We start from the raw sequence: 12649 nt of genomic DNA, 5'->3' as shown, positions 1-12649 counted from the left end.
CAATGATAAAAAATGACAAACCCAGTAACAGTAAGGTCTCAGCTTACATTCACATTCCCTTTTGTGAACATATTTGCTACTATTGTGACTTTAATAAAGTTTTTCTTGAAGGACAGCCGGTAGATGAGTATATAGACGCATTGCTAAAAGAAATTAGGCTGACCACTATTAAAAATTCTGGGAGACCAGTTGAAACTATTTACATAGGCGGGGGTACACCAACCTCTTTATCAGCGGGGCAATTGGATCGACTGCTTTCAGGAATAAGAGAACTTTTACCGTTTAATGATAAAAAAGAATTTACAGTAGAAGCGAACCCAGGTGATATAACGGTTGAAAAGCTGCGTGTAATGAAGAATTATGGAGTAAACAGATTATCAATGGGGGTGCAAACATTTGATAATCAGCTGCTGAAGAAAATTGGGAGAAAGCACACAGCAGAAGATGTATACAAAACGATGGCATTTTTGGAGAAAGAAAATTTTGAAAATGTTAGTATTGATTTGATTTATGCACTGCCAGGACAAACAATTAGAGGGTTTCAAGATACGCTTCAAAAAGCAATTGAACTGGATTTACCGCATTACTCCTTGTACTCACTTATCTTGGAGAACAAGACAATGTTTATGAATTGGGTCAGACAAGGGCGGTTAACCTTACCAGATGAAGATGCAGAAGCAGGAATGTTTGAAGAAACAATTGCGATGATGGCAAAGTCCGGACGTCATCAATACGAGGTTAGTAATTTTGCGTTGAAAGGAAAGGAGAGCCAGCATAATCTTGTTTATTGGAATAATGAGCATTATTATGGATTCGGTGCAGGAGCAAGCGGCTATCTGGGCGATGTTCGCTACAGGAATTTTGGTCCCATTCAACATTATTTGGAGCCTTTACGAAAGGACAATCTTCCTGTTTTAGAAAGGGAAGAACTCACCTTAAATAATCAAATTGAAGAAGAAATGTTTTTAGGGCTGAGAAAGCTTGCAGGTGTGAGCAAGAAACGTTTTGAAGAAAAATTCAATACTTCAATAGAAAAAATCTATGGTTCGGTTGTTCAAGAGCTGGTTCAGGCTGGACTGGTGATTGAAAATCCAGATTCCCTTCAGCTGACAGCTAAAGGCTTATATATTGGTAACGAAGCCTTTGAAGCTTTTCTTCTTGATTGAAAATTTTCAGTTTTTATAAGAGAAATAACTGACCGCAGAGAAAGTTAGCACTCGATCGACAAGAGTGCTAACTTTCTCTGTTTTTTTCTTGACAATTCTTAGAGAACTTGCTATATTAGTATTTGTATTAGCACTCGTTAAATAGGAGTGCTAATGAAGGGTGGTATATATGCTTACAGAAAGACAAAAAGATATATTAAGGCTTATCATCCAACACTATACAACTACAGGTCATCCTGTGGGGTCTAAGAAATTGTTGGAGGATGGGATCAAATCCAGTTCTGCTACAATTCGTAATGACATGAAAGCATTGGAAGAACATGGTCTTCTACTAAAGACGCATTCCTCTTCTGGGAGAGTCCCTTCGCTGATGGGATATCGCTACTATGTGGACCATTTGCTTCAACCGACTAAAATGGCGCCAGATGAGTTAAGCCAAATTCGTCAGTCGTTTGGTTCGGAAGTTAGAGAAATTAATGATATTATTGAACAAGCAGCCAGTATTTTATCAGAATTGACCAGCTATACCGCTTTCTCCCTCGGACCGGAAGTGAAAGAAAAGAAACTGACCGGGTTCAGAATGGTTCCTTTGAATGAGCGACAAATTGTTGCAATCATTGTTACGGATAAGGGAAATGCGGAGAGTAAAGTATTTTCGATTCCTGCTTCAGTTTCAAGTGAAGATTTAGAGAAAATGACAAATATTATCAATGAAAAACTCGTGGGACAACCGTTGTTGGTTGTTTATCATCGTTTGAGAACAGAAATCCCTATGATTCTGCATAGATATTTCCAGACGCCGGATGGGATGATGAATCTGTTTGATTCGATGCTCGGGCATGTGTTTGAAGAGAAAGTATTTGTAAGTGGAAGGCTTAATCTTCTTGATTTTGGTATCAGCATGAATAATGATCAGTTGAAATCTGTCTATTCATTTATGAAAAATACAGAAGAACTGACCACTTTACTGGATACTTCTGAAGGAGTAAATGTGCCGATTTCTGTTAGAATTGGTTCTGAAATTGGAAATAACTTACTAGATGATCTGAGCATGATCACTGCAACGTATGAAGTTACAGGACACGGGAAGGGAACGATTGCTTTATTGGGTCCGACCAGTATGCCTTATTCAAGAATGTTCAGTTTGATTGATGCTTTTAGAGGCGAGCTTGCTTCACAATTAGGTTCTTACTATCGATTTCTTGATGGGTAAGATGAAAATGCTGTTCTTAAAAATAAAAATAAGTCTGCGAAATGAGAAGGGAAGTTGCTAGATTGAGCAAAAAAGAAGAAACGCAGGATGAGGTTCAAAATCCGGCGGAAGAAACTGAAACAGTTGCTGAAACAGTGGAAAGCACAGAAACAGAACTGACGGAAACAGAAAGACTGACCGCTGAACTCAGCGAAATGGAAGATAAGTTTCTGCGTGCCAGAGCAGAAATTGCGAACATGAACAGTCGTTTTAAAAACGAACGCGAGCTTTTGGTTCGTTACAGATCTCAGGATCTGGGCAAGGCAATCCTGCCTGCTATGGATAATCTGGAGCGGGCAATGGCAATAGAAGTTGAGGATGAACAAGGAGCCAGCCTAAAAAAAGGAATTTTTATGGTTCTTGAAAACCTTACTCATGCACTGAAAGAAGAAGGGATTGAAGAAATTCCTGCAATGGGAGAATCATTTGACCCAAATCTTCATCAGGCAGTACAGACAGTTCCGGCTGAAGGCGATGTTCAGGCGGATACGATTGTCGAAGTGCTGCAAAAGGGCTATAAGCTGCATGATCGTGTACTTCGTGCAAGCATGGTAGTTGTGGCTCAATAATCAACGATTAATCGAAAACTAAAAAAAGTAAACAAGACTAAAAACAAAAGACAGGAGACATGCAACATGAGTAAAATAATCGGTATTGACTTAGGTACAACAAATTCAGCAGTAGCAGTATTGGAAGGCGGAGAAGCAAAAATTATTGCCAATCCTGAAGGAAATCGTACAACACCTTCAGTTGTGTCATTTAAAAATGGTGAAATTCAAGTTGGTGAAGTAGCGAAACGTCAGGCAGTGACAAACCCTCACACTATATCATCTATCAAACGTCACATGGGTGAAGCAGGCTATAAAGTAGAAGCAGAAGGCAAGTCTTACACACCACAAGAAATTTCTGCAATGATTCTACAGTATTTAAAGGGTTTTGCTGAAGAATATCTTGGTGAAAAAGTAGAAAAAGCAGTTATTACAGTTCCTGCATACTTTAATGATGCACAACGTCAAGCGACTAAAGATGCTGGTAAAATTGCCGGTCTGGAAGTTGAACGTATTGTAAATGAACCTACTGCAGCTGCATTGGCATATGGTTTGGATAAAACAGACAAAGAAGAAAAAATCCTGGTATTTGACTTGGGCGGCGGTACATTTGACGTGTCTATCCTTGAACTGGGAGACGGCGTATTCGATGTATTGTCAACTTCAGGTGATAACAACCTTGGTGGAGATGACTTTGACAACAAGATCATTGACTACATGGTTGCAGAATTCAAAAAAGAAAATGGTATTGACTTAGGCAAAGATAAAATGGCGTTACAACGTTTGAAAGACGCTGCTGAAAAAGCGAAGAAAGATCTTTCAGGTGTAACAAGTACACAAATCAGTCTGCCGTTTATTACTGCAGGGGATGCAGGTCCATTGCACTTGGAAATGAATTTAACACGTGCGAAATTTGATGAATTGACAGCTGATTTAGTAGAACGCACAAAAGTTCCTGTACGTCAGGCATTAAAGGATGCTTCACTGTCAGCTTCAGACATTGATGAAGTAATCTTGGTTGGTGGTTCTACTCGTATTCCAGCAGTAGTGGAAGCAGTACGTAAAGAAACAAACAAAGAACCAAACAAATCAGTGAACCCGGATGAAGTTGTGGCAATGGGGGCTGCTATTCAAGGCGGAGTAATCACTGGTGACGTGAAAGATGTCGTTTTACTTGATGTTACTCCGTTATCATTGGGGATTGAAACAATGGGCGGTGTGTTTACTAAGCTGATTGACCGTAATACAACAATTCCAACAAGTAAATCTCAAGTGTTCTCAACAGCTGCTGATAATCAGCCTGCGGTAGATATTCACGTTCTTCAAGGTGAACGCCCGATGGCTGCTGATAATAAAACGCTGGGAAGATTCCAATTAACAGATATTCCTGCTGCACCACGTGGTGTTCCTCAAATCGAAGTAAGCTTTGATATCGACAAAAATGGTATTGTAAATGTACGTGCGAAAGATTTGGGTACACAAAAAGAACAAACTATTACTATCAAATCTTCTTCAGGTTTATCAGATGAAGAAATCGAACGCATGGTTAAGGATGCAGAAGCAAATGCTGACGCGGACAAACTGCGTAAAGAAGAAGTTGATTTGCGTAACGATGTAGATGCGTTGCTGTTCACTGTTGATAAAACATTGAAAGAACTTGAAGGTAAAGTAGATGCAGATGAAGTGAAGAAAGCAGAAGAAGCTCGTGATGAACTGAAAGCTACTGTAGAAGCGAATGATATCGAACTAATGAAAGAAAAACGTGATTCACTAAACGAAATCGTTCAAAATCTGACTGTGAAGCTTTATGAACAGGCTGCTCAGCAACAAGCACAGGAAAACCCTGAAGAAGCACAAAGCGGAGCAGATGATGTGGTGGATGCAGACTTTGAAGAAGTAGAAAAAGACGAAGACTAATTATTGAATGGACAATAGAATGTAAAGAGGTCGGGAAAGAGGTTGGGACAGAAGTGAATAGCAGCTTCTGTCCCGATGTTCGTTCTGAACAACATTTTTCATGAATCTTTTCGTTCAATTGAATAAGCGGCAGTCTCCTTATTTTACATAAATGTATTTAGGTTTTATCTGAATTATGTTATGATAACAACGGTACTTTAGTTGTTAAGAGGCTGTATTGAATTGAAAAGAATAGCTATTTTTCAACAGCAGCTGTTCAGATTTAAACAGATGTGCAGTCTGAATATAAGACTGTGAAGGAATTACTAGTTGGAGGGAAGCCAATGGCTACGAAACGAGATTACTATGAAGTATTGGGATTGTCCAAGGGTGCTTCAGATGATGAAATAAAAAAGGCTTATCGAAAGCTTTCCAAAAAATACCATCCGGATATCAATCAGGAAGCAGATGCTGAGGAAAAGTTTAAAGAAATTTCGGAAGCGTATGAAGTATTAAGCGATGCGCAGAAGAAAGCGGCCTATGATCAATATGGTCATGCAGGAACCGATCCAAACTTTGGCGGCGGAGCTGGCGGATTCGGTGGATTTGGAGGCGGCGGATTCAGCAGTACTGGAGGATTCGGTGGTTTCGAAGATATTTTTGATTCATTCTTTGGAGGCGGTGGCGGTCGTTCTGTTGATCCTGCTGCTCCCAGACAGGGATCAGATCTTCAATATACGATTCAATTGAAATTTGAAGAAGCAATTTTTGGTGTTGAAAAAGAGATAAAGTATAAGCGAGAAGATGTCTGCGGAACTTGTCACGGAAATGGAGCAAAGCCGGGGACGCAACCTGAGACTTGTCATAAGTGTCATGGTTCAGGAAGTATCAATGTAGAACGTCAAACGCCGCTTGGTCGTGTAATGAGCCGTCAGACTTGTGATGTCTGCCGCGGAACAGGGAAAGAAATTAAAGAGCCGTGTCCAACCTGTCATGGCTCAGGTCATGAGAAAAAGGCGCATCGTGTAAAAGTCACAGTGCCGGCTGGTGTGGAAGATGGTCAGCAAATGCGTTTGGCTAATCAGGGAGAAGCCGGAATGAACGGCGGACCTTACGGTGATCTGTATGTTGTGTTCCATGTAGAGGAAAGCAATATTTTTGATCGTGATGGGGCTGAAATCTATTATGAACTACCGTTAAGCTTTGTACAGGCTGCACTGGGAGATGAAGTTCAGGTTCCAACCGTGCATGGAGATGTGAAGCTGAAAATTCCAGCAGGTACACAGACAGGTACAAACTTCCGATTACGTGGAAAAGGTGCACCACGTTTACGCGGAGGCAGCAGCGGCGACCAGCATGTGAAAGTTAAACTAATTACTCCTAAGAATCTGAGTGAAGAGCAAAGAGACGCATTGCGTGCTTTTGCGAAGGCTGGCGGTCAGGAAATCAGTGAACAGCAGGAAGAAGGCTTTTTCGATAAGATGAAAGATGCTTTTGGCAGCAAGAAAAAGAAATAATCGATTGATGAACAATCTGTTAATTGATGTAAAATAGAAAAGGTCAAATCAGGATATACATATTCTGATTCGGCCTTTTTCTGTTTTGGATTATAAAAAACTCGTCATACTAAATTGCCGTGAAGGAAGGGGCATTTTCAGCAGTTTCTTGAGAGAGAAATTTTGCAGAATAGATTTTTTATTTTTATCATAATTGGAGAACAAATGTATATTTTTTCATAGCGTATAGATAACAACTGTAAATTCTTATTCATAGAATGCCAACATCTCTTTCATCCGGCTGACAAGTTCTTTTTGAACAAATTCAGGTTTCAGGCATTTACATTTTGTTCCAAAGCCCAAGAGCATGTGATAGCCGTAATCATCTGTCATAAAATACGGAAATTCTACAAGAAACCGATCAGAGTCCTTTTGAGAGACAAATTGAAGGTCGTTAAAACGTTCTGCCAGTTTGTCTTTGATTGAATAATCGACTTCAAGCAGCAGAGGTACAAACTTCTTTTCGTTTATAACACGTTTCCCCAAAGCTGCTGGGGGAGGGGTTCGTTTTTTGAATATTTTATCGACAATTGATATTTTTTTTATTCTGGACAATTTAAAAATTCGGAATTCTTCTTTTTGCAGACAGTAGGCCTGGACATACCAGCTTGATTCTTTTAGGATTAATCGATAAGGTTCAATCAATCTGCTGGAATGATTGCCAGATCGATTTTCGTAATCAATGGATAGAATCTGATCCTTTTCCAGTGCCTGTTGGATGATTTCTATTGATGCAGCAGACAGCTCGCTCCTAATCCATGGTGTCACATCAATGACCAGTTGATCAGACTTCATTTCGATTTCATTTTTTACTGCTTTTGGTATCAATGATTTCAATTTTTCTATTGTATAAGGGGAATGCTTCAGATTAAGATGTTTATTCAGGTTGTTCAGACCGTTTAGGAGTGAGACTAAATCAGAGGTAGTAAAAAAATGCTGGTCAAATTTATAATTCTCCATAATACGAATCCCGCCATTGCTTCCGGGAAGAGCAGCAACTGGAATTCCAGCCTGACTAAGTGAGTCTATATCTCGATAAATTGTTCGAACAGAAACTTCAAATATTTCTGCCAGTTTTGGCGCAGTGATTTGTTCCTGTTCCAATAAAAGCATTGTGATGGCAAGCAGGCGTTCACTTTTCATTTTAACCTCCTATTTCAAATGAGAATGTGGATATTCTTTAAATAAAGAATAAAACCCTGACAAATAGATGTCAAGGTTCCTTTGATAAGATTGCTTTGTATCAAACGAAATGAGAGTAAAAATTGGAGGAATGAACAATGGATTTCAAGAAAATATTTGAAGAAGTGATGGCAGAGCAACAGGAAATTGCACTGGCAACCAGTGTAGCAGAGCAGCCGAATGTGAGGATTGTTAATTTTCTTTACTCACCGGAAAGAAAAGTAGTTTATTTCTCAACCTTTGAAGGAAATGACAAGGTGAACGAAATGAGTGTGAACTCTAAAATTTCTTTTACAACAATAGTAGGTGAAGGAGATGACGCGCATGTTCGGGTACTTGAAGGAAGAGCGAAACGAAGTGAGCGTTCATTAAAGGACATAGCAGATCCGTTGATCAAAAAATTTCCATTTTATGCGGAGATAATTGATAATTCTGCTGAGCATATTGTTGTTTTTGAACTCAGTTTTAATAAAGCAGTAGTTATTTCCGGGATGGAAATAAGAGAAGAAATCGTTATTTAAGGAGCACTTAATGTGAGCTATTGGATAGGTGTGGTATCAAAGGAATATGTGGAATTGGGAATGGCAGGGGGCTTTTGCCAGTTATGTAGGGTAAATAGGCACCACTTGAGCGGATGAAAGAAGGGGGAGCGCTGATTTATTATACGCCAAAGGTAAGTTTGAAGACGAGGAGCCTCATCAAAAATTCATGGGAATTGGATAAGGTGTTGCAGGCAGTGCCTATTTGTTTCAATTGGCATCTGATTTTATTTCCTATCGAAAAGGTAGTAGATATTTATCGGTAAGACAATCATTGCCGTCAAATGCAGTCATTCTTTCTCAATTTTAGCAGAGAAATTGTTTAAAGCTTCGATTTGAGCATTTTGAAATTCCAAAAGCATTATTTGACTATATCATATCGGGGATAGTTGAGGTATTTCATCTATTCAGTCAGTCCCAACAGTTAGATCAAAAATTCTAACTGTTGGGACTGGCTCTTTTAAATTACTGCTTTTTTATGGGAAATCAGGATTGAAACGATTATATTTAAATAGAGCATGCGGTATACTGATAGTATTAATGACAAACCGTATAAGCAGAGGAGGAGCGATGATGAAAAAGTATGTCTACGCAATCAGTGATATTCATGGACAGTATGACTTATTTCAAAAGCTGATTAACTTTTATGATGAAGAAAAACACCAGCTGGTATTAATAGGAGATTTGAATGATCGTGGATCAAAAAGCAAGGAGTGTTTTTTACTTGGCAAAAAATTAGTGGAAGAACATGATGCTGTTTACCTGATGGGTAATCATGAAGAAAATTTTCTTAATTTTTTATTGCAGCCTGAAGATTGGTATACTGGTTATGTCCGGTATGGCGGAAAAGAAACGATTGAAAGTCTGCTTCATAAAGGAGCAACAGAAGAATATTCACCAACCGAAATTGCACTGATGATCCGAAGCCGCTATAAAGAGCTGATTAAATTCTTGAAGGAACGTCCTGTCTATTTTGAGTGGAGAGATTATGTTTTCGTTCACGCAGGAGTAGATTTAACGAAGAATGACTGGCGTAAGACAAGCCCGCATGACTTTGTTTGGATTCGGGAAGCCTTCCATCAGGGGAAGAATAATACGGGGAAAACAATTGTATTTGGGCACACGATTACACCTATGCTTCATGGCGATATGCAGACAACTGATTTATGGATTTCTGACGGGAAAATTGGAATTGACGGCGGCGGAGTGTTTGGGGGTTCCGTACATGGTGTAATCTTTGATGAAAAGGGGATTGTGCAGGATATTGAGTATCAAAATATGAACGGACCTTGGCAGCCAAGCTTATAAAATAATTTTAGAAAACTGATGTCTTATATAAAGCCTGTGTCATCATTTACTTATGACAGATATAGGTAGTTACGATGCATGAACTTGGACAACATTTTCAATAGTACGTAAAAAAGAAGCAGTGAATGATAAGAATGCAGAGTGAGCTGCTCTGGATAAGGCGATGCAAAGAATAGAAAAGACACATTTAGCAACGGGTTTGAAATATTTCTGAAGTTAAGAGAAGGAGTATTGGAGAAGTATTCTCTCTTAGAATCAAAGAGTAAAAAGAGGCCGGTTTTATGGTTGGGAATTCAATCGAAAGACAAGCAAAATCAGGAGTTTAAGCAGCAGAATCCCTGCTGTCTTTTTACGGTTTCATTTGATTGAGGAAATCAGTTGAGATTTTTTCGTACGTTAAAATTTATAAGCTCGTATACTCATTTTCCCTTTTTGATACAGGAGTTTCCTACTAAAAAAGTCTTGATTATGCTAAAATAGACAGGTATGTATGCTAAAGAAAGAGGTTGAATAAATGGCAGATAGTTACAATCAGGAAGTAGTAGACCTGCTTCAAAAGGAATTGACAGGATTCCGGCCTAATCAAATTACCACTGTGCTGACGCTGTTGGGCGAAGGAAATACAGTGCCTTTTATTGCCCGGTACCGTAAAGAAATGACCGGCAGTTTAGATGAAGTCCAAATTAGAGAAATTGAAGAACGTTACACGTATCTTGAAAACCTGGAGAAGAGAAAAGAGGAAGTCCTGCGACTAATCGAAGAGCAGGGAAAACTTTCTGAAGAGCTGAAAAAAGATATTTTGTCTTCAACAAAGATGCAGCAGGTAGAAGATCTGTATCGACCTTATAAGCAAAAGCGTCGGACAAAAGCAACAATTGCAAAAGAAAAAGGGCTGGAGCCTCTAGCAGACTGGCTAGCAGAGTTGCCGCAAACAGGTGACGTGTCTGCTGAGGCAGCCGGCTATGTCAATGAAGAAAAGGAAGTCGGCAGTTCAGAAGAAGCATTGCAAGGGGCGCATGAAATTCTGGCTGAGCGAGTCAGTGATGAAGCGAAATTCCGTAAATGGATTCGGGATTTTACCTTTAACAAAGGTCAGTATGTCAGTGTGGTTAAAAATGCTGAAAAAGATGAAAAAGAAGTTTATGAAATGTATTATGATTTTTCCGAGCCTATTAATAAGATGGTTTCCCATCGTGTTCTGGCAACAAATCGGGGAGAGAAAGAAGAAATTCTGAAAGTTTCTTTGCTGGTGGATGAAAGTAAAATCCATGACTACTTGAAACGTCAGCTGATTGGTAAAAATGAACAATCAGTGACTGCCTGCTATGTTGAAGCGGCTTATCAGGACAGCTATAAACGTTTTATTGGTCCAGCGATTGAACGCGAAATTCGTAATGAGCTGACTGAAAAAGCAGATGAACAGGCAATTAAAATATTTGGAGAAAATTTGCGTAATTTATTATTGCAGCCTCCATTGAAAGGGAAAGTTGTTCTGGGCTTTGACCCGGCTTATCGTACTGGATGCAAGCTGGCTATTGTCGATCCAACTGGAAAGGTGTTGGCTATTGATGTCATTTATCCGCATAAACCAGCTTCCGGAGACAAGAGGGCAGCAGCAGGTCCGGCATTTAATAAGCTGGTTGAGAAGCATGGAGTGGAGATGGTTGCAATTGGTAACGGAACTGCGAGTCGTGAATCAGAGCAATTTGTTGCTGAACAGCTGAAACAACTTCCAAGAGATATCTTTTATGTAATTGTCAATGAAGCAGGTGCTTCTGTATATTCAGCAAGTGAAGTTGCCCGGACAGAGTTCCCGGATCTTCAAGTTGAACAGAGGAGTGCAGTCAGTATTGCGCGTCGATTGCAGGACCCTCTGGCAGAGCTGGTAAAAATTGATCCTAAGGCAGTTGGTGTCGGTCAGTATCAGCATGATGTTTCTCAGAAGAGATTGGCTGAACAGCTGACATTTGTTGTAGAAACAGTAGTGAACCAGGTAGGAGTTGATGTTAATACAGCAAGTCCGCAATTACTGCAATACATTTCAGGCTTAAATAAGACGATTGCTCAAAATCTTGTGACTTACCGAGATGAGAACGGAGCGTTTACTGCTCGTAATCAAATCAAGAAAGTTCCTCGCTTAGGACCTAAAGCATATGAACAGGCAATTGGATTTTTAAGAATTCCAAATGGCAAAAATGTGCTGGATAATACTGGGATTCATCCGGAAAGTTATGATACAGCGAAAACCGTACTGGAAAAAGCTGGAGTTGATTTGAAAGATCTTGGCTCTTCCGAAACGACTGAAAAGATTAAAGCGTTGAAATTGCAGGAGCTGAAACAGGAACTGGATGCCGGCTCTGAAACGCTGAAGGATATCTTGTCTTCTCTGGCTCAGCCTGGAAGAGATATGCGTGATGAGATGTCTGCGCCGCTTTTAAGAAAAGATGTTCTGTCTATGGAAGATCTGAAGTCGGGAATGGAGCTGCAGGGGACGGTTCGGAATGTTATTGACTTTGGTGCTTTTGTTGACATAGGTGTGAAACAGGACGGTTTAGTCCATATTTCCAAGTTAAGCAATAGATTTGTTAAGCATCCTACTGATGTTGTAGCAGTTGGCGATGTTGTTACAGTATGGGTAGAGGAGATTGATGTGAAAAAAGGTCGAATCAGCCTGACCATGCTGCCAAAAGCAAAGGGGTAGTTTCTCCGATGGAAAAAGTGAGAATTAGTAAAATGATTGAAACAGACGAACAGCTGCAGGAAGCAGTTGAGCAATTATCTTGGTCCTGCTTTAATAAGCCGTTTATTCATAAAGCATACTTCAACAGCAGACTGAGAACATCTGGAGGCAGATATCATTTATCCACACACAATATTGATTTTAACCCGAGAGTGGCAGCAAAATATGGAGCAGAAGAATTGATTGGCGTGATTAAGCATGAGCTGTGTCACTATCATCTGCATTTAGCTGGAAAAGGCTATCAGCATAAAGACCGTGATTTTAAAGACCACCTGAAGCTGATTGGCGGAAGTCGTTATGTTCGTCCGCTGACAGATGAAGTTTCTGCGATATATGAGTATCAGTGCAGTGACTGTCAAACAAAAATAAGCCGAAAACGACGAGTCAATATTAACCGCTATGTTTGCGGCAAATGTCATGGCAAATTGAAGCTGATTGAGAGATAGAAGTAAAGTCCGCCGG

General features: G+C 39.8%; 10 protein-coding genes. 9 read left to right on the top strand and 1 reads right to left on the bottom strand.

Going from position 1 to position 12649, the window contains the following annotated elements; all coding sequences use genetic code 11:
- Positions 1–2: 2 nt before the first annotated feature.
- The 5 genes from hemW (at position 3) to dnaJ (ending at position 6379) form a co-directional block, all read left to right on the top strand.
- The gene (hemW, locus tag LI951_RS03150) at positions 3–1166 is read left to right on the top strand and encodes a radical SAM family heme chaperone HemW (protein ID WP_229441225.1); all 1164 of its coding nucleotides are present in this window, start codon (positions 3–5) and stop codon (positions 1164–1166) included.
- A 169-nt stretch (positions 1167–1335) separates the two neighbouring features.
- Positions 1336–2379: a heat-inducible transcriptional repressor HrcA gene (gene hrcA / locus LI951_RS03145; RefSeq protein ID WP_229441224.1), complete on the top strand. Its 1044-nt coding sequence runs from the start codon at positions 1336–1338 to the stop codon at positions 2377–2379.
- Positions 2380–2441: 62 nt separating this feature from the next.
- Positions 2442–2987, top strand: a complete 546-nt coding sequence (gene grpE / locus LI951_RS03140; protein WP_202068926.1) for a nucleotide exchange factor GrpE — start codon at positions 2442–2444, stop codon at positions 2985–2987.
- 66 nt (positions 2988–3053) lie between these two features.
- Complete coding sequence (dnaK, locus tag LI951_RS03135) at positions 3054–4883, top strand: molecular chaperone DnaK (RefSeq protein WP_229441223.1); 1830 nt, start codon at positions 3054–3056, stop codon at positions 4881–4883.
- 323 nt (positions 4884–5206) lie between these two features.
- On the top strand, positions 5207–6379 hold the full coding sequence (gene dnaJ, locus LI951_RS03130; RefSeq protein WP_202068923.1) for a molecular chaperone DnaJ: 1173 nt from the start codon (positions 5207–5209) through the stop codon (positions 6377–6379).
- A gap of 246 nt (positions 6380–6625) precedes the next feature.
- Here dnaJ and LI951_RS03125 read toward each other — a convergent pair whose 3' ends face one another.
- Positions 6626–7561, bottom strand: coding sequence for a helix-turn-helix transcriptional regulator (locus LI951_RS03125; protein ID WP_202068922.1), 936 nt, complete (start codon positions 7559–7561; stop codon positions 6626–6628).
- Between the two features lie 137 nt (positions 7562–7698).
- On the opposite strand from LI951_RS03125, the gene LI951_RS03120 reads away from it, so the two are divergent.
- The 4 genes from LI951_RS03120 (at position 7699) to LI951_RS03105 (ending at position 12633) form a co-directional block, all read left to right on the top strand.
- Complete coding sequence (locus tag LI951_RS03120; protein WP_229441222.1) at positions 7699–8121, top strand: pyridoxamine 5'-phosphate oxidase family protein; 423 nt, start codon at positions 7699–7701, stop codon at positions 8119–8121.
- A gap of 591 nt (positions 8122–8712) precedes the next feature.
- A complete protein-coding gene (locus tag LI951_RS03115) occupies positions 8713–9447 on the top strand; it encodes a metallophosphoesterase (RefSeq protein WP_229441283.1) in 735 nt (244 codons plus the stop codon).
- Positions 9448–9961: 514 nt separating this feature from the next.
- Complete coding sequence (locus LI951_RS03110; protein WP_229441221.1) at positions 9962–12148, top strand: Tex family protein; 2187 nt, start codon at positions 9962–9964, stop codon at positions 12146–12148.
- An 8-nt stretch (positions 12149–12156) separates the two neighbouring features.
- On the top strand, positions 12157–12633 hold the full coding sequence (locus LI951_RS03105; RefSeq protein WP_229441220.1) for a SprT family protein: 477 nt from the start codon (positions 12157–12159) through the stop codon (positions 12631–12633).
- The last annotated feature ends 16 nt before the right edge of the window (positions 12634–12649 follow it).

Origin of the sequence: Enterococcus sp. BWT-B8, from assembly GCF_020567625.1 — a bacterium.
Taxonomy (GTDB): domain Bacteria; phylum Bacillota; class Bacilli; order Lactobacillales; family Enterococcaceae; genus Enterococcus_L.
Note: the sequence above shows the minus strand (reverse complement) of the source record. Positions and strands in the feature narration are given on the sequence as shown.